At 64.1% G+C, this 25,939-nt stretch carries 25 protein-coding genes; 10 read left to right on the forward strand and 15 right to left on the reverse strand.

All coding sequences use genetic code 11. From position 1 onward, the window contains the following. The first annotated feature begins 39 nt into the window (after positions 1–39). From C5N93_RS23385 to C5N93_RS23395, 3 genes are all read left to right on the forward strand, one after another. Positions 40–945, forward strand: a complete 906-nt coding sequence (locus C5N93_RS23385; RefSeq protein ID WP_242561110.1) for a dihydrodipicolinate synthase family protein — start codon at positions 40–42, stop codon at positions 943–945. 99 nt (positions 946–1,044) lie between these two features. Beyond that, positions 1,045–2,307: a porin gene (locus tag C5N93_RS23390; protein WP_242561111.1), complete on the forward strand. Its 1,263-nt coding sequence runs from the start codon at positions 1,045–1,047 to the stop codon at positions 2,305–2,307. Between the two features lie 59 nt (positions 2,308–2,366). Then, a complete protein-coding gene (locus C5N93_RS23395; protein WP_242561112.1) occupies positions 2,367–3,776 on the forward strand; it encodes an amino acid permease in 1,410 nt (469 codons plus the stop codon). Positions 3,777–3,789: 13 nt separating this feature from the next. On the opposite strand, the gene C5N93_RS23400 is transcribed toward C5N93_RS23395, so the two are convergent. Then, a complete protein-coding gene (locus C5N93_RS23400; RefSeq protein WP_242561113.1) occupies positions 3,790–5,280 on the reverse strand; it encodes an MFS transporter in 1,491 nt (496 codons plus the stop codon). A gap of 113 nt (positions 5,281–5,393) precedes the next feature. Then, positions 5,394–7,010, reverse strand: a complete 1,617-nt coding sequence (locus tag C5N93_RS23405) for a hypothetical protein (RefSeq protein WP_242561114.1) — start codon at positions 7,008–7,010, stop codon at positions 5,394–5,396. A 245-nt stretch (positions 7,011–7,255) separates the two neighbouring features. Here C5N93_RS23405 and C5N93_RS23410 point away from each other — a divergent pair, with 245 nt between their 5' ends. Beyond that, positions 7,256–7,957 (forward strand): class I SAM-dependent methyltransferase, encoded by a 702-nt coding sequence (locus tag C5N93_RS23410; RefSeq protein WP_242561115.1) that lies wholly within the window; start codon positions 7,256–7,258, stop codon positions 7,955–7,957. 25 nt (positions 7,958–7,982) lie between these two features. After that, the gene (locus tag C5N93_RS23415; protein WP_242561116.1) at positions 7,983–8,426 is read left to right on the forward strand and encodes an Rrf2 family transcriptional regulator; all 444 of its coding nucleotides are present in this window, start codon (positions 7,983–7,985) and stop codon (positions 8,424–8,426) included. Between the two features lie 19 nt (positions 8,427–8,445). Here the strand turns inward: C5N93_RS23415 and C5N93_RS23420 are convergent, their stop codons facing one another. Next, positions 8,446–9,126, reverse strand: a complete 681-nt coding sequence (locus C5N93_RS23420; RefSeq protein ID WP_242561117.1) for a hypothetical protein — start codon at positions 9,124–9,126, stop codon at positions 8,446–8,448. Positions 9,127–9,242: 116 nt separating this feature from the next. Beyond that, positions 9,243–9,773, reverse strand: a complete 531-nt coding sequence (locus C5N93_RS23425) for a thioredoxin family protein (protein WP_242561118.1) — start codon at positions 9,771–9,773, stop codon at positions 9,243–9,245. Between the two features lie 286 nt (positions 9,774–10,059). On the opposite strand from C5N93_RS23425, the gene C5N93_RS23430 reads away from it, so the two are divergent. The 5 genes from C5N93_RS23430 (at position 10,060) to C5N93_RS23450 (ending at position 13,253) form a co-directional block, all read left to right on the forward strand. Beyond that, a complete protein-coding gene (locus C5N93_RS23430; RefSeq protein WP_242561394.1) occupies positions 10,060–10,443 on the forward strand; it encodes a GFA family protein in 384 nt (127 codons plus the stop codon). Next, positions 10,440–10,625, forward strand: coding sequence for a hypothetical protein (locus C5N93_RS23435; protein WP_242561119.1), 186 nt, complete (start codon positions 10,440–10,442; stop codon positions 10,623–10,625). Before C5N93_RS23430 ends, C5N93_RS23435 begins: the two co-directional genes overlap by 4 nt. Positions 10,626–10,639: 14 nt before the next feature. Continuing rightward, a complete protein-coding gene (locus tag C5N93_RS23440) occupies positions 10,640–11,380 on the forward strand; it encodes a response regulator (protein ID WP_069342960.1) in 741 nt (246 codons plus the stop codon). Further along, on the forward strand, positions 11,377–12,714 hold the full coding sequence (locus C5N93_RS23445; RefSeq protein WP_242561120.1) for an ATP-binding protein: 1,338 nt from the start codon (positions 11,377–11,379) through the stop codon (positions 12,712–12,714). Before C5N93_RS23440 ends, C5N93_RS23445 begins: the two co-directional genes overlap by 4 nt. Before the next feature lie 305 nt (positions 12,715–13,019). Next, on the forward strand, positions 13,020–13,253 hold the full coding sequence (locus C5N93_RS23450; RefSeq protein ID WP_069342958.1) for a hypothetical protein: 234 nt from the start codon (positions 13,020–13,022) through the stop codon (positions 13,251–13,253). 228 nt (positions 13,254–13,481) lie between these two features. On the opposite strand, the gene C5N93_RS23455 is transcribed toward C5N93_RS23450, so the two are convergent. From C5N93_RS23455 to hutH, 11 genes are all read right to left on the reverse strand, one after another. Continuing rightward, positions 13,482–14,441 carry an AraC family transcriptional regulator gene (locus tag C5N93_RS23455; RefSeq protein WP_242561121.1) on the reverse strand — a complete coding sequence of 320 codons (960 nt, stop codon included), beginning with the start codon at positions 14,439–14,441 and terminating at the stop codon, positions 13,482–13,484. A gap of 108 nt (positions 14,442–14,549) precedes the next feature. Then, positions 14,550–14,837 (reverse strand): YciI family protein, encoded by a 288-nt coding sequence (locus C5N93_RS23460; protein WP_150720268.1) that lies wholly within the window; start codon positions 14,835–14,837, stop codon positions 14,550–14,552. A gap of 146 nt (positions 14,838–14,983) precedes the next feature. Beyond that, positions 14,984–16,312 carry an FAD-dependent oxidoreductase gene (locus C5N93_RS23465; RefSeq protein WP_242561122.1) on the reverse strand — a complete coding sequence of 443 codons (1,329 nt, stop codon included), beginning with the start codon at positions 16,310–16,312 and terminating at the stop codon, positions 14,984–14,986. An 82-nt stretch (positions 16,313–16,394) separates the two neighbouring features. Continuing rightward, positions 16,395–17,162: an ABC transporter ATP-binding protein gene (locus tag C5N93_RS23470; protein ID WP_242561395.1), complete on the reverse strand. Its 768-nt coding sequence runs from the start codon at positions 17,160–17,162 to the stop codon at positions 16,395–16,397. 89 nt (positions 17,163–17,251) lie between these two features. After that, positions 17,252–18,019 (reverse strand): ABC transporter permease, encoded by a 768-nt coding sequence (locus tag C5N93_RS23475; RefSeq protein ID WP_069342951.1) that lies wholly within the window; start codon positions 18,017–18,019, stop codon positions 17,252–17,254. A gap of 58 nt (positions 18,020–18,077) precedes the next feature. Then, a complete protein-coding gene (locus C5N93_RS23480) occupies positions 18,078–19,082 on the reverse strand; it encodes an ABC transporter substrate-binding protein (RefSeq protein WP_242561123.1) in 1,005 nt (334 codons plus the stop codon). Between the two features lie 103 nt (positions 19,083–19,185). Beyond that, on the reverse strand, positions 19,186–20,148 hold the full coding sequence (locus C5N93_RS23485) for a LysR family transcriptional regulator (RefSeq protein ID WP_083253977.1): 963 nt from the start codon (positions 20,146–20,148) through the stop codon (positions 19,186–19,188). Positions 20,149–20,589: 441 nt separating this feature from the next. After that, on the reverse strand, positions 20,590–21,561 hold the full coding sequence (gene hutG / locus C5N93_RS23490) for a formimidoylglutamase (protein ID WP_242561124.1): 972 nt from the start codon (positions 21,559–21,561) through the stop codon (positions 20,590–20,592). Positions 21,562–21,584: 23 nt separating this feature from the next. After that, the gene (gene hutI, locus C5N93_RS23495; protein WP_069342947.1) at positions 21,585–22,802 is read right to left on the reverse strand and encodes an imidazolonepropionase; all 1,218 of its coding nucleotides are present in this window, start codon (positions 22,800–22,802) and stop codon (positions 21,585–21,587) included. A 7-nt stretch (positions 22,803–22,809) separates the two neighbouring features. Beyond that, entirely contained in the window at positions 22,810–24,189 is a 1,380-nt protein-coding gene (locus C5N93_RS23500) for an amino acid permease (RefSeq protein ID WP_242561125.1), read from the reverse strand. A 197-nt stretch (positions 24,190–24,386) separates the two neighbouring features. After that, entirely contained in the window at positions 24,387–25,919 is a 1,533-nt protein-coding gene (gene hutH, locus C5N93_RS23505) for a histidine ammonia-lyase (RefSeq protein ID WP_150720262.1), read from the reverse strand. Positions 25,920–25,939 lie beyond the last annotated feature (20 nt).

Raw genomic sequence — 25,939 nt, forward strand, 5'->3', positions numbered from 1 at the left:
GCAGCACCGTACATCTCTTTCTCCCTTCCAGGAACTGTCATGGTCGATCACGAATTGACCGGGGCGTTTGCGCCCGTCGTCACGCCGTTTCATACGGATCTGACGCCGGATGCCCCCCGTTTTCTCGCGCATTGCGCATGGTTGCTGTCGCACGGCGTCGGTCTCGCACCGTTTGGTACGAACAGTGAGGCGAACTCGCTTGGACTTGCCGAGCGCATGGCGTTGCTCGATCTGCTCGTCGACAACGGTCTCGACACGCGGCGCATGCTGCCCGGCACCGGTTGCTGCGCGCTGCCGGAAACCGTGGCGTTGACGCGTCATGCCGTCGGGCGCGGTTGCGCCGGCGTACTGATGCTGCCGCCGTTCTTCTACAAAGGTCTGTCGGACGACGGGCTTTACGGTTACTACGCACGTGTGATCGAGCAAGTGGGCGACGCGCGTTTGCGGCTGTACCTGTATCACATCCCTGCGCTCTCGGGCGTGCCCATCACGCTACCGGTCATCGAACGGCTGATTCGCGACTTCCCGCAGACCGTCGTGGGCATCAAGGACAGCTCCGGCGACTGGCAGAACCTGAGTGCGATGCTCGATGCGTTCCCCGGCTTCGGCATCTTCCCGGCATCGGAGTCGCTGGTCTCACGAGCTTCGGCCCGGGGCGCGAAGGGCTGCATTTCTGCGACCGTCAACATCCATCCGGAGATCATTGGATGCCTGTGCCGCGAATGGGCGAGCGAGTCCGGTGCCGAGCTTCAGGCGAAAGCCGACGCCGTGCGCGGCATCGTACAGTCGTTCCCGATGATTCCGGCGCTCAAGGCGGTGCTGGCGACCTATCGCGACGACCCGGCATGGGCGCAGTTGCGTCCGCCGCTCTCGCCGCTGGCGGGCGATCAGCACGAGCGGTTGCATGCGCAGTTGGCCGCTTGCGGCTTCACGTTGCCGGGTTGAAGCACGATGCGCGGCGCGTTGCGGTATCGAGGGATAGGCCGGGCGTGGCCTGATCGCGGGCACGGCACCTCGCGGGGTTTGGCACGCGCCGGGGCCCGTATGCCGGGCACGGTGCTGGCGATGGCGCTCGGCATGGGGGCCTGCGAGCTGGCGCAGGCACAAGTGCAGATCTACGGGCACCTCACGCCGATGACCGACTGGGTCAGCGTGAGTGCGCGTCAGGCGCCTGCGTCGGCGGTGCGCCCGACGCAGGCGCCGCCGGGGGCGATCAACGCCGCCGAGTTGAGCGGCACCCGCATGCTGTCGAGCATTTCCTACTTCGGCATGCGTGGCAAGGAGGACCTGGGCGACGGTTACGCCGCGATCTGGCAGATCGAAACCCCGGTCTCCATCGAGGGCAAGGCGACGGGATCCATCGGCGGGCGCAATTCGAATGTGGGATTGACAGGGCCGTTCGGCACGGCATTTCTGGGCAACTGGGATACGCCGTATCAATGGTCGACGCTCTCCGTCGGCTCGCCCGTGCGCAATCCGTATACCGGCGACTTGAGCACGATCCTGAGCAATCCGGGCTTCAACGTGCCGAACACGACCACGCAGTCGGGGCGTGTCAACAATGCGGCCGATGCCACGTTCAACCGCCGTCAGGGCAACTCGCTCCAGTACTGGACACCGGAGTGGGCGGGGCTGCAATTGCGATTCTCGTACTCGCTGTCCAACGGCCGGGTGACGACGCCCGCAGGTGAAATTTCGCCGCAGGTCTTCGGCGCCGGACTGGAGTACGTGAACGGCCCGCTGCGCGTGCGCTACGCCTATGAGCTTCACAAAGACTACTTCGGCCTGGCATGGCTGGGGGCACCGGCGAGCGCCAATCCGTCCAACGCCGGATCGAAGGTCACGGGCTCGACCGACGACGCGCACAAGGTGCTCATCGTCTTCACGTACGCGCACACGAAGTGGGTCGCGGGCTGGGACCGGTTGACGTATCGCACCGACGACGGCACCGCCGGCAATCTCAATCGTTACCGTCGCGACGCCTTCTACGCGATGGTTCAGCACTTCTTCGGCGGGGGGCGGCACTCCGTCTGGCTCGGCGGCGGTGTTGCGACGAACGGCGCGTGTTCGCGCGTGGGCGGCGCCGTCTGTAACACCGACGATCTGGGCGCGACGCAACTCAATCTCGGCTACCGCTACGACTTTTCACGACGGACCGACGTGTACGTCGCCTACTACCAGGTCATCAACCGGGCGTGGGGCAGCTACGGCTTTTCCCCGCGTCCGAATTTCGGCGCTAATGGTGTCAATGCGCCGCCAGGTGTGCATTACCGGGGCGTTGGTGTCGGTATCGAGCACACCTTCTGATCCGCCATTCCACATCAATTTTCCCTACCCCTGATTCACGAGATTCACAGGAGACGATCTTGAGTACGACACAACCGGGCTTCGACAGCATTGTCGAGCGAGAAAAAGGACTGCACCGCGGCTTGAGCAGCGGGCAGTTATCGATGATTGCGATTGGCGGGGCCATTGGTACGGGCCTCTTTCTGGGTAGCGCGTTTGCCATCGGCTTCGCCGGGCCGAGCGTGCTGCTGAGCTATGCCATCGGCGGCGCCATCGCGCTGCTATTGATGGGGTGCCTGGCGGAGATGACGGTCGCGCATCCCACGTCGGGATCGTTCGGGGCCTACGCCGAGCATTACATCGGGCCGCTGGCCGGGTTTCTGGTGCGCTACGGCTACTGGTCGTCGATCGTGTTTGCCGTCGGCACCGAGGTCACGGCCATTGCCGTCTACATGAAGTACTGGTTTCCGGCCGTGCCGGGCTGGTACTGGATCGTTGGCTTCTCGGCGGGCCTGATTGCGATCAACGCGGCCAGCGTCAAGGTGTTCGGTGCAGTCGAATATGCGTTCTCGATGCTCAAGATCGTGGCCATCGTCGCATTCCTGATCCTCGGCGCGTACATCGTCTTCCGTGCGCCGGAGGCGAGCGGCATCGGGTTGGCGAATTACACGTCGCATGGCGGGTTCTTCCCGAAAGGCGCGTGGGGCATGTGGGTGGCCGTGATCGTGTCGATCTTCAGCTACCTGAGCATCGAGATGATCGCCGTGGCGGCGGGTGAAGCGCAGGATCCGCAACGCGCGATCACCCGTGCGTTTCGCGCGACGATGTTCCGGCTCGTGTTCTTCTATCTGCTGACACTGGCATTGACGCTGGCGATCGTGCCGTGGAACGCGGCCGGGGAAGACGGCAGTCCGTTCGTCAAGGTGATGGCGGCCACCCATATCCCGGGAGCGGCCGGTGTGATCAACCTGGTGATTCTGGTCGCCGCGCTCTCTGCGATGAACAGTCAGTTGTACATCACCACCCGCATGATGTTCTCGCTCTCGCGTGCGGGGTATGCGCCGCGCCGCTTTGGCGAGGTCAGCCGCAATGGGGTGCCCGTCGCCGCGCTGATGCTCTCGACCATCGGCATTGCGCTCGCGGTCGCACTCAATGTGATGGCGCCGCAAGCGTCGTTCACGCTGATGATGTCCGTGTCGATGTTCGGGGCGATGTTCACGTGGCTGATGATCTTCGTCACGCATCTGTACTTCCGCCGGGCGCACGACGCGAAGTCGCTGGGCTTTCGCATGTGGGGTTATCCGTACGCCAGTCTGGCGGGGGCGCTGCTGATGCTCGCGACGCTCGTCACGACCTATTTCACCGACGAGTTCCGCATGACGCTGATCTACGGCGTGCCGTTCGTGGTGGCGTTATCGGTCGTGTACGCGCTCTGGTACCGCCAACGTGATGGCGGTGCGGCCGTGCAGGCTCCGGGGCGAGGGAACTGACGCACGGGGTCGTTTACGGCGGGTCGTGCCGTGCCGCCGACAGCGGCGTGGCTACCGTTTCGAGCGGGCGTCGCTCCGCTGCGATGCCCCAGCGCGCCGCAACGCCTGCGGCCACGAGCATCAGGCTTGCGCCGATCAGGTAACCGACCGACACATCGGCACGCCGGTGCGTGTCGATGAGCCAGCCGAAAAGCGCTGGGCCTGCCACGCCGCCGAGCAGCGTGCCGATGGCGTAGAACACGGCGATGGCCAGCGCGCGAATCTCCAGCGGGAAGGTTTCACTGACGGTGAGGTAAGCCGAGCTTGCCGCGGCCGATGCAAAGAAGAAGATGACGGACCACGCGACCGTTTGCGTGAGCGTGGTCAGCCAGCCTTGTGCAAACGCCCATCCGCTCAACGCGAGCAACGCGCCGGAGACGGCATACGTCACGCAGATCATCACCCGCCTGCCGAACACGTCGAAGCCATGTCCCAGCACGATGGGCCCGAGCACGTTGCCGGCGGCAAACGGAAGCAGATACATGCCGACGCTGGACGCAGGCACGTCATAGAAGTCGGTGAGCACCAGTGCGTAAGTGAAGAAGATCGCGTTGTAGCAGAACGCTTGCGCGATCATGAGCGTCAGGCCGACGAGCGAGCGGCGTCGGTACGTGTGCAGGAGCGTGCGCCACACCTCGCGTAGCGGCGTGGCGCGGCGGACGTGGAGTCGCAGGCGGAGGCCATCTGCCGGGGGGATCGGCTGTCCGCGCTGCCGTATCGATTGCTCGATGGCGTCGACGATCGCTTCGGCCTGCCGGGTGTGTCCGCGCAGCAAGAGCCATCGCGGGCTCTCCGGCACCCACATCCGCATGAGCAGAATGCCCAGACCGAGCGCAGCGCCGATGAAGAAGCACACGCGCCAGCCCCAGTCGGTCGGCAGCACGCCCGGGGCGAGCAGCACGAGCGAGCCTGCCGCGCCGAGTGCTGCGCCCGCCCAGAACGTGCCGTTGATCACGAGGTCCGTCCAGCCACGCACGCGCGCCGGGGTGAACTCCTGAATCGTCGAGTTGATCGCGGTGTACTCGCCGCCGATGCCGGCCCCCGTGAGCAATCGAAATACGACGAAACTCGTGAAGCTCCACGACAGACCGGTGGCGGCCGTCGCCGAGACATACAGGAGCAGGGTGACGAAGAAGAGTTTGCGACGTCCCAACCGGTCGGTGAGCCACCCGAAGCCGAGCGCGCCGATGACGGCGCCGGCGATGTAGGCGCTGCCGGCAAGACCGACCTGCGCGTTGGTCAGCGCGAGCGCCGGGCTGGCTTTTAGCGCCCCGGCGACAGCACCTGCGAGGGTCACTTCGAGGCCGTCGAGGAGCCAGGTGACGCCGAGCGCGACGACGATCAGCGTGTGAAAGCGTCCCCAGGGCAGACGGTCCAGCCGCGCGGGCAGGTCGGTATCGACGAGCGATGGCGCCGGACGTTGGGAAGCAAGGGCAGTGGTTGTCTCGTCTGGCGTGTGTGCCATCAGGCGTCGAGAACTCCGGAGATCCCCGTGGTTCGTCAATGTTTGCCTGACATCTTACTCCCGCGACGGGACGAGGCCGTCGCAGGGACCGAACCTGCCGCCTCCCGGAGCGCTTATCTGGCAGCAGCCTTGAGGCGCGTCGGGTCGACTTCGAGCGAGGTGCGTTTGCGCACGGCGTCGAGCGCAGCATCGTCGTCGGCCGATTGACTGGCCGAGGGCTTCGTCGCACGTGCGGCGTCGTTCTGCATGATCGACTGGAGCAGCGTCAGCAGATCGCTGCTGCTCGATGCGGACACCGGTGTCGTGACGTCGCTCACGAGTTTCGCCATCTCATAGCGCTGCACCTGCGTCGTCTGGCTGGCCGAGCGGTTTACTTGCGCGTAGGCAAGCAGGCCGTTGCGGTACCCCACATCCACGGCACTCCTGGCCGTGTCCTCGACCTTCACATACTCATAGTTCTGCGACTTCGGATCGCTGGTCAGATTCAGCGGAACGCCAGCCCACAGCGAACGGTGATAGCTAGCGCTCAGCGTTGCCTGCGTCTGCTGCCCGATGGTGCGATTGAGCATGTCGGTGCCGCCGATCTGCGTGCTTTGCGAGATCTGATAGTTAAACGAATCGATCTCGGACGGACGCATCGGATTCGGCGACTTCGGCGTCTGCGAAATCGAGGCGTTGAAGTCTGCCAGCCCGCTCAGCACGGACTTGTCGGCGTTGTTCAGCGGGATGCGCGGCAACGTGGCGGCCGGCGGGTAGTTGCTGTTCAGGCCCGTAAACGCGGCTTTGAACATGCTCATGAGCGAGGCGTCGCCGTTGCCCCGGCTCTGTGCGGTATCGAAACGGTCGAGCCATGCGGCGAGCGCGGCTTTCTGGGCAGTCGGGCTGCCGATGGCCTGGAGATTCTTCAGGTCGACGTTGACGTCGAACTTGCCGCTCGGGCCGTCGACGTGCATCGACCGCAGCGACGCATCGGCATGGAACGTGATGGTTTGCGGTGCGCTGGTATTCGCGCCGAGCGTGGCCGAGAGATCCACGGACTTCAGGACCGACGTATCGAAGCCCGTCAGCCCGCTGAAGTCGATGACCGGCGGTTGCTTCGCGAGACCGTTGACGGCGCTCTGGAACGCATCGCCGAGTTTGCCGAGCTGGTCGCGTTCGGCGTCCGTGAGCGTGCCCTTCGTGACCTCGAACTCAACCGACAGCCCATCGTCGCTGCTGCCGAGCTTCACGGTGACCTGTGCGCCGCTGGCCGTGGTGATCGACAGCGCGAACTGATTGTCGGCGCCGCCTTGGAGCTTCGATTGCTGCACCGCGAGATCGGCATCGGTTGCCGGGGCGGCCGACGTCGAGCGAAAAACGCTTTGCGAGAACGACGTCGCGCCCTTGGCGATGGCGGAGAGCAGCGTCGAACCGAGCTGGTCGATCCGATTGCTGAGCGATGTCGTCGACATGTTGCCCGACATCAGGAGCGAGATGGCGTCCGACGGCACTTGCTGCCAGTTCAGTACGGCGCCATTGGCGACGGGCTGGGCGTACGTCGGCCAGTTGGCAACGGGCGGCGCCTGCGTGAGCGTGACGCGGGTCGAGTCGACGGTGCCGGTCACTGCGCCAGTCGCTGGCACGTTGCCGGTACCGGTGGCATTCGCGGTATTCGAGGCGTTCGCCGCGCGCGAGGCAATGTCGCCGGTCGTGAGCGGGAGGAGGTTCGTGGCTGTGTTGATAGACGTCATCGGGGGGCGTGTCGTCGGTTGTCCTTGTAAGCCCCGGTAAGGAAACCGGGGCGATCAACAGCATTAACGACCTTCAGACGCCAATATTTAGGGCGGCTCCTCATTTTCAACGGGGGCGGCCCGATACCCGCGCTGGCAGACCTTCAAGCCATACCGTCCGCGGCACTTGCTCCCGAGGGGCGTTACATGGCATTATGAAACATCAAAAGTTACGAATAACGCCAATCCATCTCGGGAGTTGAGCCATGCAACAAGACACCATCGCGATGTTCGACCAGCACGCCGCCACGTACGACCAGACGTGGCGCGCCATGGCGCCCCTGCGCGACGCGATGCAACTGGTGCTCGACAATGTCTTCGCGCCGTTGCCGGCCGATGCGCACGTACTCAGTGTCGGTGCCGGCACGGGGGCAGAGATTCTCTACCTCGCCGAGCGTCATCCGGACTGGCGTTTCACGGCGGTGGAGCCGTCCGGGCCGATGCTGGACGTCTTTCGGGCCAAGGCCGAAGCGCAGGGGATTGCGTCGCGCTGTCGCTTCCATGAGGGATTTCTCGATTCGCTGCGCGAGAGCGCACCGTTCGATGCCGCGACGTCGATTCTCGTCTCTCAGTTCGTGACGGACCCGGTCGAGCGCCGCGCTTTCTTCCGGGGGATTGCCAGACGGCTGCGCACCGGTGGCTATCTCGCGAGCGCGGATCTGGCGTGCGACATGACATCCGTCGCCGGAAGTCGCTTGCTTGAGGTATGGTTCGAGATGATGTCGGTGTCGCCGGAAGCGCGTGAGCGCGCGCGGGGCATCTACGGCTCGCAGGTGGCGGTAGTGCCGCCCGAGGCGATGGACGACATCCTCCGCGAAGGCGGTTTCGACGTGCCGGTGCGTTTCTTCCAGAGTGGCCTGATCCACGCCTGGTTTGCGCGTCAGGCGCTCGACGTTCGAGGAGCGTGACCAGAACCAGCGATGAAAGGAAACAATGAGAAGCGATAGCCGACTGTCTCGCATGCTGCACGTGCTGCTGCACATGGCGCGGCACGATGCGCCGTTCACCTCCGAGCAACTGGCGCAGATGCTGAGAACGAACCCGGTAGTGGTCCGAAGGACGATGGCCGGGCTGCGCGACGCGGGCTACGTGCGCTCCGACAAGGGCCACGGCGGCGGCTGGACGATCGCGTGCGATCTGCGTCAGGTCACGTTGCTCGACATTCACCGCGCTGTCGGCGGGCCGAACATCTTCGCCATCGGTGTGGAAAGCGACAACCCGGAATGTGCCGTCGAGCGCGCGGTGAATGCGGCGCTCGACGGCGCGTTGCGCGAAGCCGAATCCATCCTGATCGCCCGGCTAGGTGCGATCTCGCTGGCCGATCTCGCCCAGAATTTCGACGCGCTGTGCGCGCAGCATGCGCTGGCGGCAAGCTGAGGACGCCGCGCCGGAATACCTACGATTCGTAGACGCCCAAGACATCCAGTTTCTGATAGATTTCGGCGAGATGAACTAATGCGACTTTACCGTTCAAAGGGGGATTCGGGAACGAAAAGATCACCGTTTTGAAAGCATCCCGTCTCGCGTCGGAGCATGACGGATTCGTCCCGCGAAACAGGGTGCACGCGCCATGCCAGAGCAGTGTTCGGCCTAGTCGCCCATAGTCGTACGCTGCCATCGCGAACAGCGGTAGCACGCTGTTGAATGTCTGGGAGTTTGGCTGAGCGTCTCCCGCCTCGCAAATCGTCAGATTCGGCAAATGCAGCATGTCATGGACAGTGTCAGCGAGATAGCTGACGATCGGGGATTTATTGGGTCCGAAGCAATTGTCGATGACGTCATGCAAGAGCGCGACGTCGTGCGAGAGGGGATCGTACGCCGGAAGGAGTGGGCGTAACGCGGCTTTGAACGTCATCGCCTGAGTCGGCCCGAGTCCCCTGGCATGGGCGTTAAGCTGACCGAGCGCGTCCCAGGCGTCGTCATCCGGCGTCCACGGCTGCCCCATGTCTGCGCTGGCGGATGTCGCCTCGGCCAGTCTCATGGTGAGCGTAACGACTGCCGCGCTGTCGCTCGGCGTGTCGACCACCGGATGGGTCTCTATCGGTGGCACCGCTGAACCGGATCGAATACTGTGCATATTGCCTCCAGCAAAATGTGGCGATCCACACAATGTCTCGCAAACAGGTGGTTTTCGGCTTATGGGAATCGCCTATTCCCGGCGATTCCCATAACGCTCTTCTCCTCTTTCCTTCCTTACGGCTGCGGCGCGGCTAACTGCGCCTTGATAGCCGCTTCCGTCTTGTCGTAATCGCCTTCGCCGAAGTGCGTGTAGACGATCTTGCCGGACTTGTCGACGAGGTAGAACGCCGGCCAGTACAGGTTGTCGTAAGCCTTCCACGTGGCGTAGCGGTTGTCCTGTGCGACCGGATAGGTAATGCCGAAACGACGGATCGCGTCTTGCACGTTCTTCGTATCACGCTCGTAGGCATACTCCGGCGTGTGCACGCCGACCACGACCAATCCCTGATCCTTGTACTTCTCGTGCCATTGCTTCACGTACGGCAGCGTATGGATGCAGTTGATGCACGAGTACGTCCAGAAGTCGACCAGCACGACCTTGCCGCGCAGTTGCTGCATGGTGAGCGGCTGGCTGTTGAGCCAGTTGTCGATGCCGGTGAACTCGGGGGCGGCTCCGCCTGCGAGGGGGCGCGCCTGCGACGGGGCGCAAGCGGCGAGGCCGGTGAGGGCGAGGGCGACGAAGGCGCTTCTGAGCATGGTCAACATGGCAGTTTTCTCCTGAGGCTGTGTAATGGGCGGGTTGGGCTAGTTGGGCTAGTTGGGTGAATCGGGCTACGTGGGTTCAAGTGAGCCGGTAGCCGTATTTCACTGCCCGGGCGTATCTGTCATGTGTGCAAAAAGCCGCATTTCGGCAATGTCGTGTATCGGAGCGCCGTCCAGATACACAGTGATACAAACAGGCGAAACGATTAGGCTATAAAGCGGTCATCGACCGCGCCGCCGGTGCGGACCCACCTGGAGTTGATCCATGTCGTCCCCAATGTCGTCTCCCATGTCGTCCCAGCGGTCTTCTGAGGTATTTCAGGGTTCCTGCCACTGCGGGGCCGTCCGCTTTGAGGTCGTCACGCCGATCGAGCCGGCCGCCCGCTGCAATTGCAGCCTGTGCCGTCGCAAGGGCGCGCTCATGACGCCTGCGTTTCCCGAAGCCAGTCTGCGCATCCTGTCGGGCGCGGAAGACCTGACTTGCTACCAGTTCAATACCCGGGTGGCGAAGCATTACTTCTGCAAGCATTGCGGCATCTACCCGTTCCATGCCTCGCGCACCATGCCCGGCATGTGGCGCGCGAACATCGGTTGTCTGGAAGGTGTCGATCCGTATGCGCTGGAGGCTTCGGTGGCCGACGGGCAGAAACTCTCCGTGGTGGGGGACGCATGAGACGCCTGCTCAGCGTGCTGGCATTTCTGGCGGGCGGCCTGAGCGTGGAGGCCGTGCACCCGTTGCAGTGCGATCTCGCCCCGGCGAGCCGCCGTGTGCTGCCGGAAACGGAACGCGGCCGGCGTCGCAAGGATCCCCCCTTATCCGGGGATGGCAAGGGCCGTATGCCGCAACGCGCGTAGCTATAATCATCCGCATGGAAAAAATCGATCATGTGCTGATCGTCGACGACGATCGTGGGATTCGGGAACTGCTCGCCGAGTATCTCGAGAAGAACGGCATGCGCGTGAGCACGGCGGCCAACGGGCGCGAGATGCGCGCGGTGCTGGCCGACGGCGCCCCCGACCTCATCGTGCTCGACCTGATGCTGCCAGGCGACGACGGCCTCGTGCTGTGCCGCGAGCTTCGGGCGGGCAAGTTCAAGGCGGTGCCGGTGCTCATGCTGACCGCGCGCAGCGAAGAAACCGACCGGATCGTCGGGCTGGAGATGGGCGCCGACGACTACCTCGCCAAGCCCTTTGCTGTGCGTGAACTGCTGGCGCGCATCAAGTCGGTGTTGCGCCGCACGCGCATGCTGCCGCCGGGGATGCAGATCACCGAGACGGCCGAAGTGCTCGCATTCGGCGACTGGCAGCTCGACACCACGGCCCGTCATCTGCTCGACACCGATGGCACGCAGGTGGCGCTCAGCGGTGCGGAGTACCGGCTGCTGCGCGTACTGCTCGATCATCCACAACGCGTGCTCACGCGCGACCAGTTGCTCAACCTCACGCAGGGCAGGCAGGCCGACGCCTTCGATCGGTCCATCGACCTGCTCATCAGCCGTTTGCGCCAGCGATTGGGCGACGGCGCGCGTGAGCCTCGTTATATCAAGACGTTGCGCAACGAAGGCTATGTATTCTGCGCAGCGGTCACCGTCGTCTCCGCTCCCGAATGACAACCACCTCGCCGCCGGTCCTGACGCCCGGACTCCTGAACTGGCATTGGCCACGCTCCTTGTTCGCGCGGCTCGCCCTCATCCTCTTCATCGGCCTCGCACTCTCGCAGACACTCTCGTTCTGGCTCACCATGACCGAGCGCAACCGCGTGACGTCGAACATGATGAGCGTGTACATCGAGAGCGAGGTGGCGAGTTCGGTCGCGTTGCTCGATCACTTGCCGGCGGCCGAACGGGCGCAGTGGCTGCCGCGTCTGGCGCGGCGCAGCTACCGCTTCGAACTCGGCACGGGCGTGCCCGGCGGCAAGCCCGATGAAGGCGCGGCGATGCAGGTGGCGCGCGTGATCGAGGAATCCATCGGGGTGTCATATCCGGTGACGGTCGATAGCGTGCCGGGCGAAGCCGAGCGGCTTCAGGCGCATTTGCGGCTGAGTGACGGATCGCCGCTCACCATCGACGTGTTTCCCACGCCGAATCTACCGCTGTCCGGCTGGTTGCCCGCCATGCTTGGCCTGCAACTGGTGCTGATCGCGGCATGCTGCTGGCTGGCGGTGCGATTGGCGACGCGTCCGCTGAACGCGCTCGCGAAAGCGGCCGATGCCCTGGGGCCGGATTTGCGCGCCGAGCGTTTGAAGGAGGACGGTCCGTCCGAAGTCGCGCGCGCGGCGCGTGCGTTCAACGCGATGCAGGAGCGTATCAGCGGTTACATGACCGAGCGCATGCAGATCCTTGCGGCCATCTCCCACGATTTGCAGACACCGATTACCCGCATGCGGCTGCGCGTCGACACGATGGACGACGAGACGGCGGCGGTACGTCTGCAACAGGATCTGAAGGAGATGGAGTCACTCGTCAAGGAAGGCGTGACCTATGCGCGAACCTTGCACGGTGCGTCGGAAGCGCCGCGCAAGGTCGACCTCGACGCGTTGCTCGACAGCCTCGTGTGCGATTACGTGGACGCCGGCTCTCCGGTCACGCTGGAAGGGCAGATCGGTCACCCGATCGTGACGCGTCCACAGGCCTTGCGCCGCATCGTGGGTAACCTCGTCGATAACGCGCTCAAGTACGGCAACGTTGCGCATCTCGCGGTGACCCAGCGCACCGATGGCATTGACGTGATCGTGGCGGATCGCGGCCCGGGGATTCCCGAGGACATGCTGGAAGGGGTTTTTGCGCCGTTCGTACGACTGGAGACGTCGCGCAACCGTCACACGGGCGGCACGGGGCTGGGGCTGGCGATTGCGCGTCAACTGGCGCAGGCGATGGATGCCACGCTGACGTTGCGCAATCGTGAGGGCGGCGGCCTGGAAGCACGGCTTTCGCTCAAGGCTTAATCGATGAATCAGCGAAGAATCAGCGAAGAATCAGCGAAGAATCAGCGACGAATCAGCGAAGAATCAGCGACGAATCAGCGACGAATCAGCGAGGTATCGACCGGGCGTTTGTATCGAAGTTTGTCTGACGTCGTTGCGGGTACTTACGATTGCAATAAGCGCCTCGTCAGACAAATGGCAGATACGTCCGGGGAGTCTAATGGTTTCAACGGCGGCGCAACAGGCGCACGGCAGCCAGGCAGATGCCAGCACCGAACCTGAAGCGCTCGCACGTTACTTACCCTTAAATTCTCTGGAGTCTTACCATGAAAGCCCTTCTGATCGCTGTTTCGCTCGCTACCCTCGGCACCGCTGGCGCTGCTTACGCCGCTGGCACCGATCAAGTCCTGACGAGCACCGGCAACGCCGTCTCGGCCGCTCACTGGATGCCGGACAACGGCCCGTCGCTCACCACGGCACAAGTCAAGAAAGAACTGCAAAGCGCTGCCACGTCGGGTGAGATCGACTACCTGAACATGACGCTGTACAAAGGCGCATGACGGTCAATTGCCGGGCCAGCAAGACTGGACATTCCCGAAAACGCCCGGCATCGCCGGGCGGTGCCGAGCGGCTTCAAGCTGACTTCCGGCTGACTGCGGGCTGAGTTCTGCACCAAAGCAGGATTCGGCCCGTTTTCTTTAGTTCTGTTGTTCTGTTAGCCCCCCGCATTCATGGAAACAGACGCCGTGGACCCCGTCGTTGACCGGCGAGAGCCATCGCTTTCGTCATCAATGCGACGACACGTAAATCGCATCGGCAAACGCGGCAGGAATGGCGAAGCTCTCGCGCATGCGTCGGGTTTCGGCGGCGGGCGTCGCGCCGAAGAGGCGCTTGAACTCCCGGCTGAATTGCGACGCGCTGGTGTAGCCCACGGCGTGGCTGGCGGCTTCCGCCGTCAGGTCCTGACGCACCATCAGCAAGCGCGCCTGATGCAGCCGCGTCGACTTCACGTACTGCATGGGCGAGACCTGCGTGATGGCCTTGAAATGACTGTGAAAGCTTGGAACGCTCATGCCAGCCTCTTCGGCAAGTTGCGTGACGTCGAGCGGGTCGGCATATCCGGCATGGATCAGACGCAGCGACCGGCCGATGCGGCCGAATTGCCCGCGCATCGCCAGCGCTTCACGCATGGCGCCGCCTTGCGCGCCGGTCAGTACCCGGAAGTAGATTTCGCGCAGCAGACCTTGTCCGAGCACGGCGGCTTCGAGCGGTGAGCTCATGGCCTCGAGAAAGCGCAGCACGGAACCCCGCATCGGGGCATCCATCGGTGTGGACATCATGCTCTGCGGCGGCGCTTCGTGTCGGGCCGTGCCTTCGCGGTCGATCTGCGCGGCCAATTCGGCGGCCATCGTGAAGTCGAGATGCAGATAGAGCGCCAGCAGTGGCCGGTCGCGTGTCGCGTCCGTCTCCATACTGAACGGGACGGGGACCGACACGGCCAGATAATGATCCTCGTCGTATTGATAAAGCCGGTCGCCGAAGTAGCCGCGCTTTCTGCCCTGACAGACGATCACGATGCCCGGGTCGTACAGCACCGGCGTGCGTGAGAGCTTCCGATCGGAACGAAGAATACGAACGCTCGGCAGTGCCGTGAGGTTGTATCCCTCCTCGGGGGCAAGCGCGCGGAGCAGGGCAAGGGTTCGGGCCCGGTCACCTTGGGAGTTAGCCGGGCTGATCTTCTGCTTCATCGTTGTAGGCAAGAGAGCTAGTGAATTTCGGCTTAATGATCGCTTTTCATCAGAAATGAAGCGCCCCGCACATCGCCTTTCTGGTGATGCGCGGGCCGTATTACCCGCTCAGAGCAGACCGGCGACTTGCGGAAGGAACTTGACAGGATTGAAGGTGATGACGCGGTAACTGGCGAGCCCGTGAATGTGGAACGGGTCTTGCGCGATGATCGCGTCGAGTTCCTCGCGCGATACCTTGCCGGAGACGATGATGATGCCGCCATCGCGCGGATCCTTCGGGCCGGACGCAATGAAGACTTCGCGTTCGTATTGCGTTGAAAGAAACGCGCGATGCGCTTCGAGCTGGACGTCAACGGCGCTTACAGGTTGGAGATATGTCAGTTCGACGATGTACATCAGGCTGCCTTTGTCGGAAAAAACGCGGCAAATGCCGCTCGGGAGCCAGTGTAGCAATTCGCCGAGGCTGACGCTGGACAGCCGTTATCCAGCGTTTCATCACGTGTGACAGCAATACCGACGCATGCCGCAAGCGCTCGTCAGCCTCATCGCTCCCGCCCCGCCCGATGCTTCTGATACTGGATCGCGGAGACGATCGCCATGCGCCGGATCGGTTCCGGAGGCAGCCACGTGGGGCGCTCGAAGCCCAGCGCGTCGGCCAGCTCGGGCGAATGGTGGCCACAGGCCATCTCGCCGAGCAGCTTGCCGAACATGCTGCCCTTGAGCACGCCCGCGCCATTGCACCCGAGCGACGTGAACAGTCCTTTGCGCACCTCGCCGAAGTAAAGTGCCCCGTTACGGGTGAGCGCCGTCACACCGCCCCAGACATGCTCGAACTTGTGCGATGCCATCTGGGGATAGCGCCGCTGATAAGCGTCGGTGAGCATCGCGTCGACGTCGGCCATCGGGCGCTCCTTCTCGTACGAATATGCACTGCGCACGATGAAGCGGCCGCCGAGCGTCTTGCGCAATGTCGTGCCGAGCCGGTTCGCCGGAATCACGCCCCATTCACGCGCCGGACCGAGCTTGGCCAGTTCGTCGGCAGACAGGGCGGGTGTCATCGCGGCGTACGTGTAGATGGTGAAGACGCGATCGCGCGCCAGCCCCAGCTTGCGGGCGAACCCGTTGTTCGCCACGATGACCTGACCGGCACGCAACTGCGCCGATGCCGTCGTCACCGTGAATGGCCCGGTACCATCGAGCGCTACGACCGGCTCGTTTTCCCACAACCGGACATTCGCCGGCAGGCTGTCCGCCAGTCCGCGCACGAGGGCCGCGGGTTGCACGAAGACATTGTTATCGGAGTGATAGCCGTACCCGTAATAGTCGGTGCCTATTTCGCTGCGTAAGGCGTCGCGCGACAGTTCGCGGTAGGTCACCCCCCAGTCGCGGTATTGCGCCAGTGTGTCGCGCAGCCGTTGTTCGCCATCGGGCGTTGCGGCCGCGTGGTATTTGCCGACGGGATTCCAGCCGCAATCGATGCCGTGTGTCGTCACCAGCTCGTGAAGCCACTTCAGCCCGATGTCGTACAGACGGATCTGCTTGCGCGCGACTTCGACCGGGCTGCCGTGTCCGCCCATGCCGGTGTTGTGCGGCAGGTTGATAAGGAAGCCCGAGTTGCGCCCGGCCGAACCGTTACCGACGGTGGTGGCGTCGACGACCAGCACCGAAGCGTCCGGCCGAAGCTCCGCGACGCGACGCGCCGCCGCCAGCCCGGTGAAGCCCGCACCGATGACGATGACGTCGAAGCTGTGCCCGGCCGGCGCCTGCGTATGCGGCGCGCGTGCCGGCAGCAGGGCGTTCCAGCCGGCGCCCGCCTGATAAGCGGGGAACGTATCCCGCACGTGGCGGGAGGAAGTGACTTGATTGGACATGACAATAGAAATGCGGGGGCTTGCCGAAGGTGGCTTGGGGAGCGACGTCGCCAGTGGCGCCGGAGTCCGGCGTCTCGCGTTGTTATGCCGCCTGACTCTCGAGACTGCGCATCACTTCGGTTTGCACCGTGTTCCAGATTTGCGATTTGAGTTCGTTGTAGCGCGGCGAAAGCTGCACCTGTGCGTCGCGCGGCATCGGGAGATCGTTGGGCAGATCGCAGGCCACGCGACCCGGCCGCGCGCTCATGATGACCATGCGCGTCGACAGCATCAGCGCCTCGTCGATCGAGTGCGTGATGAACACGATCGTCTTGCCGCTCTTCTGGTAGATCTGGAGCAGTTCTTCCTGCAACACCTGACGCGTCATGGCGTCGAGCGCCGCAAACGGCTCGTCGAGCAGAATGACGTCCGGATCGTTGGCGAGCACGCGCGCAATCGACACGCGCTGACGCATGCCGCCGGAGAGCGCCTTCGGATAGCGATCTTCGAAGCCCTTCAGGCCGACCATCTCGATATAGCGGCGTGCCGTGGCGTAGCGCGTGGCCTTGTCGATCCCTTTCATCTTCAGACCGAAGGCGACGTTATCGAGCACGCTCAGCCACGGGAACAGCGCGTACTGCTGGAACACCATGCCGCAATGCGGATCGATGCCTTTGACCTCGCGGCCGTTCACGCGGATCTGGCCGGTGGTCGGCGCGTCGAAACCGGTAATCAGGTTGAGCAGCGTCGACTTGCCGCATCCGGACGCGCCGAGCAGTACCACGAATTCGCCGCGTTCGATGTTCATGTCCACCCGCTCAAGGGCCTGGAAGTCGCCGTAACGCTTCGACACGCCATCGATGGCGATCATCGTGTCCGACTCGCCTCTGGACGTGGCGCCCGATGCCGCCTGAGTGGTCGTAGCGGTCTGTGCACCGGCTTGGGAATCGATACGATCGTTCATGCTTGCCACCTCAACACCTTGCGCTCGATGGCGCGAAATACGATATCCGTCACCAGCACCGTGACGCTGATCATCACCATGCCGAGCACGACGACTTCCGTCTGGAAGAACTCCTTGCCGTTCATGATGAGAAAGCCGAGTCCTTCGCGGGCGGCGACCAGTTCGGCCGAGATCACGCACGTCCACGACAGCCCCAGAATGATCTTCAGACCGGAGAGGATCTGCGGCAGGCTCGCGGGCAGAATCACCTCGCGCATCACCTGCCAGTTGCTCGCGCCCAGATTCTTCGCGGCGCGGATCAGCAGCGGGTCGACGTTACGCGTGGCTTCGATCACATAGACCAGCGCCGGGGCGAACGTGCCCATGAACACGATGCTGTACTTCTGCGTCTCGGAGATGCCGAACCACAGCAGCGAGAGCGGAATCCAGCTCATCGACGGCAGCGGGCGCAGGAACGACAGGATCGGATCGAACGCGGCGCGCGCGTAGCTCGACGTACCCAGCACGATGCCGAGCGGAATGGCAACGACAGTGGCCGCGATGAAGCCCGTCATCACCCGCCGGGTGGACGCCAGCACGTTCGAGAGCAGTGAGCCGTCGGCCATCATGGCGACGATGCGTTCCGCGACGGCCGACGGCGGCGGCAGGAACAGGGGATCGACGATCCCGGTGCGGCAGGCCGCTTCCCATGCCAGCAGGAACACGACTACGGACGCAAACCCCACACCCAGCAACGTGGCGCGGGACGGTTGACGATGATTCACAATCAGACTCCTCAGGCGTTTGCCGGTACGCCATGCCAGCGCACCGGTGCGCGAATGCTTACAGATACGACGTGTTGATCCACTGACGCACCGCAGGCGCCTTGTCGATCTGCTTGTAAGTCACGAGCATTTCGGCCAGTCGTTGCAGGCCGTCGACGTAGCTGCCCGGCGACTTGAGCAGTTGCGTCTGTTGCGCGAGGCTGTACCATTCGGCGCCCTTGATCGTCTCGATCTGGTCGAGCGCCGACATGCCGGTCAGGCCGATCAGCGAGCGGGCGGCGTCGTCGGGCTTGTCGCGCAGTGTCTGGCAGGCATCGAAATACACCTTCAGGTACTTGCGCACGGCGTCGCCATTCTTCTCGGCCCACGCGTTGCGCACGATCAGCACGTCCGGACCCGGGGTCACGTTGTACTTCTTGTAGAGCGAGAACTGCGTGTCGTCGGCCAGCAGCTTCATGCCCGTCATGGCGCGAATGCGGTTGAACTGCGGCGTCCAGGCTGCTGCGGCGTCGATCTGACCCGACTGGATCGCGCCCGGAATTTCGGGGGCGGGGACGTTGAGCACCGTCACATCGTTGGAGAGTCCGGCGCTACCCAGCAGATCCAGCACCAGCAAATGCGCGCTCGACGCGAACGTCACGCCGAGCTTCTTGCCCTTGAGGTCTTGCAGCGAGTTCACGCCGTCGCGCACGAACAGGCCTTCCACCTTCCCGAAACTCTCGGGCACCGCCACGATGGAGAAGTGCTTCGAGCCGCGAGCCATCAGCGCGAGGGCCGACACGATGCCGGTGCAGGCGATGTCGATGCCGCCCGATAGCACGGCGCTCATGCGGGCCGACGACGTGCCGAACGCCTGCCATTGCTGGTCGATGCCGGCGGCGGCAAGCGCGCCCGACTTCATGGCGAGATAGGCCGGATAGTGGCCGAGCCATGCCGAGCCGCCGTACTGGACGGTGGTGGCGTCTGCGGCGCGGGCCATGCCCGGCAGCGTCATGCCTCCTGCGGCAGCGGCCGCCGACAGAGCGGCGCTGGTATGGAGGAATTTGCGTCGTGAGAGGTTCATGCGTGTCTCCTTTGTAGGCTGTGTTATTCGCGTTGAATACTCGATTTGCACGATGGGCGCGCTTCAGGTGAAGGTCATCTGGCCCGGCGCCCCGGGCGGTGGATCAGCACAACGCCAGGCGCTCGCCCAGCCAGGGCATCACGCGGCGTAGTTCCGGGAAGGCCTCCTGCGCGAGCGCGAGGCGACCGGCCAGAAAGCATTGCGACGCCATCTCGGAGACCTCGCCTTCACGCGAGACCTGGTAGATCGTGCGCGAGAGAGCGGGGCCGGGCAGGGGCAGCGCGGCGACCTGGGGCAGCGATGCGCGGCCCTGCAAGAGGCAGAGCGGCGTAGCGATCGTGAATCCGACCTCGGCGGCGACCATCGACATCACAACGTCTGACGTGTCGATTTCGAGGTGCATGCGTGGCGAGTGACCGGTGCGGCGCAAATGGCGCTCGATCACGGCGCCGAAGTGAGAGCGTCCCGAGAAGCGAATCAGTGGCATCGAGCGGATCAGTTCGCTCAGGTCGGCCTGCGCGAGATCGGCCTCGCGAGACTTCGGCACCACGACGATGAACGGCTCGGTGAAAATCGGACGGCGCACCAGACGCTCCATGTCGTGCATGGGGTCGCTCGTGACGATCAGGTCCAACTGACGGGCGAGCAGGGCCTGTGCATGACCGTTGGCGAGGCCTGACCAGAGCAGCAGTTCGCTGGTGCTCCCGGACATCTGCCGCACGATGGACGGTCCGACCGTCGCTGCGAACGAATCGATCATGCCGACCCTCACGGCGGCGCGGCTGGCGACGTCAGCGTCTTGCACCTGAGCGATGAGCCGGTCCATATCGTCCACGATCTGGCGGGCGTGACGCGAGAGCGCGAGTCCGGCCGGGGTGAGCTTGAGCGGGCGGCGCGAGCGGTCGAGCACACGTGTGCCGACCGTTTGTTCGATCTGGGCGATGGCTTGCGAGATGGCGGATTGCGTGACGCCGAGCGTCTCGGCGGCGCCCGAGAGGCTGCCAGCCGAGGCTACGGCTTCGAAGATCCGCAACGATCTGACGTCGAGGTCTGCGCGCTTTTTCATCGCCATGTCTCCAGTCCGGCGCACGCGTATCAGGGGGTGAGAACGGCTTTCCTGAAGCGCGGCGGTGAATCGGTATAAGAATTTCTGGCGATTGTAGGGATGGAAGGCGCTAAAACAAAACGAAGTTAAGTAAAACTAATACTTTGTATTAGGCCGTGGGAATTTCGGAGGCAAAACGCGCACGACCGAACGAAGTTCGTCTCGACAGATGAAATCGACGCGAATGCAAAGACGGTGGGAGAGAGAAACTGAGGGGATAGAGAGGGACGGACCGAGGCCCCGTTCCGAATCGAGTTGGGTCTATGTCTGAGAGGCGGAATGGGGCCTCGGTCCGTCTGACTGTGGGCGTGGGAGGCGGGTCAGGCGGGGGCGGCAGCACAAGGCCCGGGAGAAGCCCCGGAAGGTATGACCTCCCTCCCGGGCCCGATGATGTCGCCGGTGTTACAGCAACCGATAAGCGAGACGCGCTGCCACACGCGCCCCGGTCCCTTGGGCGTCGAAACGCGGGTTGTACTCGGCGAGATCGGCAACGCGAAGCTTGCCCGAGCGGCGCACGTGCGTGACGATGGCTTCGACGACCGGCATCGGCACGCCATAAGCGGCTGGTGCCGAGACACCCGGCATGACGGGCGCGGGCAGCACGTCGAGATCGATCGTCAGGTAGACGTGCGAGACGTCAGCCATCAGCGCATCGATCTGCGCCAGACGCGCTTCGAGATGCCGGTCCTGCATCTCCGTGTCTTCGACGTACGTGACGTTCAACGCATCTGCCCGCTCGAACAACGATGCCGTATTACTCAGACGGCTCACGCCGAGGCAGGCGTAAGCGAACGGCAATCCCGCCGCTTCGCACGCGTGGGCGATCTGGTCGAACGGGGTGCCCGACGTGCCCGGGCGCGCCGTACGCAGATCGAAATGCGCGTCGAGATTCAGGATCAAGACGCGCGAGCGGTCGTCCTGTGCGTCGAGATGCGCCCGCAGACCTTGCCACGTTCCCCACGCGATCTCATGCCCGCCGCCGAGCACGACCGGCTTCGCGCCAGCGTCGAGCTGACGGCGTACGGCATCGGCGAGCGCCTGTTGCGCGGCTTCGAGCGCATCGCCTTCGCACGTGACGTCGCCCGCGTCGTACAAACACGCAATGTCGTGCGCTGGAAGATTCGCCAGCGCGCGACGAATGGCTTGCGGGCCGTCCGACGCGCCGACGCGCCCCTGATTACGCTTCACGCCGGCATCGCAGGCAAAGCCCAGCAGCACGGGCGCGCCGCTCTCGGGGCGTTCGGCGCGCGCATCGATCTCGCGCACCACGTTGAACAGACGGCGGGTGTCGCCGCGCTCACCGGCGTCCGTGCGTCCCTGCCATACCGGCCCGTCCGACGTATTGCCGACCACCGGCTTCAATGAAGTCACCATGAAAATATCTCCTGTTGGCCGGATCAGACGGATGCAAGATCACGCAACTCGCCGTGGCGCACCGTTCGCGACGGTAGCTCACCGCCCAACCAGTAAGCCAGCTCTGCCGGTCGCTCGATCTCCCAGGCAACGAAATCCGCCGTCTTCCCGGCTTCGATCGTGCCGTGGGTGTCGAGCATGCCGAGCGCCTTGGCGGCGTTGCGTGTGACCCCCGCCAACGCCTCCTCGGGCGTCAGCCCGAACAGCGTGCAGGCCATGTTGAGCATCAGACGCAGCGATAACGCAGGCGATGTCCCCGGATTCAGATCCGACGCCACCGCGATATCCACACCATGACGACGCAGCAGATCCACCGGCGGACGCCGCGTCTCCTGCAACATGTGGAACGCCCCGGGCAGCAGCACCGCGACCGTGCCGGCACGGCCCATCGCGGCGGCATCCTCGGCCGTCATGTACTCGAGGTGATCTGCCGACAACGCTCCCAACTCGGCTGCCATGCTCGACCCGCCCAGCGGTGAGAGTTGCTCGGCGTGCAGCTTCACGGGCAACTTCAGCTTCTGTGCGCGCAGCAACACGCGCATGACCTGTGCGGGCGAGAACGCGATGGTCTCGCAGAAGGCATCCACGGCGTCGACCAGACGTTCCTCGGCCAGCGTCGGCAGAATCTCCGAGCAGACGTAGTTCACATACTCGTCGGCCTTGCCCGCGAATTCGGACGGCACAGTGTGAGCCGCCAGACACGTCGTCTTCACGGTCACCGGCAGGGCTTCCCCGAGCCGGCGCGCCACGCGCAGCATCTTGCGCTCGCTGTTCAGATCGAGCCCGTAACCGGACTTGATCTCGACGGTAGTCACGCCGTCGCGCATCAAGGCGAGCAGACGCTTGCGGGCCGAGGCGAAGAGGGCGTCTTCGGTCGCATCGCGGGTGTGCCGCACCGTGTGCTTGATGCCGCCCCCGGCTGCCGAGATTTCGGCATAACTCACGCCTTGCAGACGTTGCTCGAACTCCAGACTGCGGTTGCCGCCGAACACCAGGTGCGTATGGCAATCGATCAGACCGGGTGTGACCCAGGCCCCGTTCAGATCGATGCATTCATCCGCGCCGGAAGCCGGGCGCTCGCCGCGCGGGCCAACCCATTCGATCTGCTTGCCGTGCGTGACGATCACGGCGTCTTCGATGGTGTTGTAGCGGCCGTCGCGCAGGGTCGCAACGTGGCAGTGCTTCCAGTAGGTACGTTTCATGTGGGTCTTATTCCAGACGCATTTGGTTGCGCAGTTGCGCTTCCTTGGGTTTGACGCCGAATTGATACGCCGCCGACATCAGTGCAATCCAGCCGGCGCCGACATAGAGCGCGACGCGCGTGTCTTCCGTATAGCCGAGCACCCCGATCACGAACAGCATGAAGGCGATGGCCAGTGCCGGGGCGACGGGCCACAGCGGCACCTTGAACTTCAGCGCAGCGACTTCCGCGGCCGACAGACGGCGGCGCATCGCGACCTGCGAGAGCAGAATCATCAGCCACACCCAGACCGTGGCGAACGTCGCAATCGACGCGATGATGAGGAACACGCCTTCCGGGATCAGGTAATTGAGCACCACGCCGCCGAGCAGCGCGGCCGTCATCACCAGCACCGTGACCCACGGCACCCCGTGACGCGAAGTCGCCGAGAAGATTGCCGGCGCCTGACCATGTTCGGCCATGCCGAACATCATGCGGCCCGCGCCGAAGATGTTGCTGTTGATGGCCGAGATGGCCGCCGAAATCACGATGACGTTGAGAATTGCCGCCGCCGACTTGATGCCGAGCCCCGAGAAGATCTGCACGAACGGGCTACCCTGACTGCCGATACCGGTCCACGGGAAGATCGCCATGAGCACGCACATCGTCAGCACGTAGAACAGCAGAATGCGGGCCGGCACAGCGTTGATCGCGCGCGGAATCACGGTCTCGGGATTCTTCGCTTCGCCACCCGTGATGCCGATGATCTCGATGCCGCCATAGGCAAACATCACGACCGCGAGCGACGCCACCAGTCCGCCCCAGCCATTCGGCAGGAAGCCGCCGTGCGCCCACAGATTGCTCACTGCCGGGGCATGTTCGCTGTGCATCTGCACGCCGGTCAGCAGAATCACGCCGCCACCCACGATCATGGCGACGATGGCGAGAATCTTGACCAGCGCCAGCCAGAACTCCATCTCGCCGTAGACCTTCACGTTGCACAGATTCAGGCCGCAGATCAGCATCACGATGCCGAGCACCCAGATCCATTGGGGAACGTCCGGGAACCAGAACCCCATGTAGATGCCGAACGCCGTCACGTCCGCCAGACAGACGATGACCATCTCGAGAATGTAGGTCCAGCCCGTGAGGAATCCCGCCAGCGGGCCGAGGTTGTCACGGGCGTAGCGCCCGAAAGATCCCGTTACCGGCTGACGCACGGCCATCTCTCCAAGGGCGCGCATCACCATATAGACGGCTGCACCGCCGAGGATGTACGCCAGAATGACCGCCGGTCCGGCGAGCTGGATGGCCGAAGCCGACCCGTAGAACAGACCGGTGCCGATGGCAGAGCCCAGCGCCAGAAAGCGGATGTGCCGCGCGCTCAGATTGCGTTGCAGGTTTTTCAAGCTGTCTCCTGAAGACCTAGTAGGCCGGCCCGCAGACACGGGCGGCAAGGGAAATCGGGTGGTACGTCGACCGGCCCCGTCAGCGAACTGAAAGGGCCGGCATACGAGGGGGCAACCCGGTACGCCACAACGCCGGAGCGCGAATCACTGTTCGTTTCGCCCCGGCAGGGCGGGAATCAAACGACTGGCTCGGTGACTCAGAGGCTCGGCAACGTACCGGCGGGCACGAGTGCGCTCAGTTGTCGTTGTGCAATGAGTTCGCTCGCCCCCTCGATGTCCGGGGCGAAATAGCGATCCTTATCGTAGAACGGAACCGATTGGCGCAGCAGGGCGCGTGCGCGTTCGAGGGCCGGCGTGGACTTCACACCTTCGCGGAAATCCAGGCCCTGAGCGGCGCTCAGCCATTCGATCGCGATGATGCCCTTGACGTTATCGGCCATCTCCCAAAGCCGCTTACCGGCGTTCGGGGCCATCGAGACGTGGTCTTCCTGGTTGGCCGAGGTCGGGAGACTATCAACGCTGGCCGGATGTGCCAAGGCTTTATTGTCGGACGCGAGGGCGGCGGCCGTCACTTGCGCGATCATGAAACCGGAGTTCACGCCGCCATTGGCCACCAGAAACGCGGGCAATTGCGACATGTGCTTGTCCATCATCAGGGAGATGCGACGCTCGCTCAGCGCGCCGATTTCCGCCAGCGCCAGCGCGAGATTGTCGGCCGCCATCGCGACCGGTTCAGCGTGGAAGTTGCCGCCGGAGATCACGTCGCCCTGTTCCCAGAAGACGAGCGGATTGTCCGACACGGCATTGGCTTCGACGGCGAGCACCTCGGCCGCCTGACGGATCTGCGTGAGGCAGGCGCCCATGACCTGCGGCTGGCAACGCAGCGAATACGGGTCCTGCACTTTCTCGCAGTTCGCATGCGACTGGCCCACTTCGCTCGTCTCGCCCAGCAGATGACGGAAGACGGCTGCGGCGTCGATCTGACCGCGCTGACCCCGCGCCGCGTGGATACGCGCGTCGAAAGGCGCGCGCGAACCGAGCATCGCCTCGACCGTCATCGCGCCGCACACGCTGGCGGCGGCATACATATCTTCCGCTTCGAACAGACCGCGCAGTGCGTAAGCCGTCGAGACTTGCGTGCCGTTCAGCAGTGCCAGCCCTTCCTTGGCGGCAAGGGTCAGCGGTTCGAGACCGGCGACCGCCAGCGCTTCGCGGGCGTTCATCCATTGACCGCGATAGCGCGCCTGACCTTCGCCCAGCAACAGCAGCGACATGTGGGCGAGCGGGGCGAGGTCGCCCGATGCGCCAACGGAGCCCTTCAGGGGGATACGCGGGTAGACCTCGGCGTTGACCAGCGTGACGAGGGCGTCGATGACCTTGCGGCGAATGCCCGAGAACCCGCGCGCCAGGCTGTTGATCTTGAGCACCATGATCAGACGCACGAGGGCGTCGTCGAGCGGTGCACCCACCCCGGCGGCGTGCGACAGCACCAGCGAGCGTTGCAGGTTTTCGAGGTCCTCGTGAGCGATGCGCGTCGAGGCGAGCAGACCGAAGCCGGTGTTGATGCCATAGGCGGTGCGGCCTTCGGCCACGATCCCTTCGACGCAGGCCACGCTCTTGTCGATGGCCGCATAGGCCTTCTCGTCGAGCGTGAGGGTGGTCGGGTGCTGATAGACGTCGCGAAGTTGGGCCAGGGTGAGGGCGCCGGGCGTCACGAACAGTTGTGCCATGGACGGAATTCCTTGATTCG

Source organism: Pandoraea sp. LA3, from assembly GCF_022696215.1.
GTDB classification, from domain to species: domain Bacteria; phylum Pseudomonadota; class Gammaproteobacteria; order Burkholderiales; family Burkholderiaceae; genus Pandoraea; species Pandoraea capi.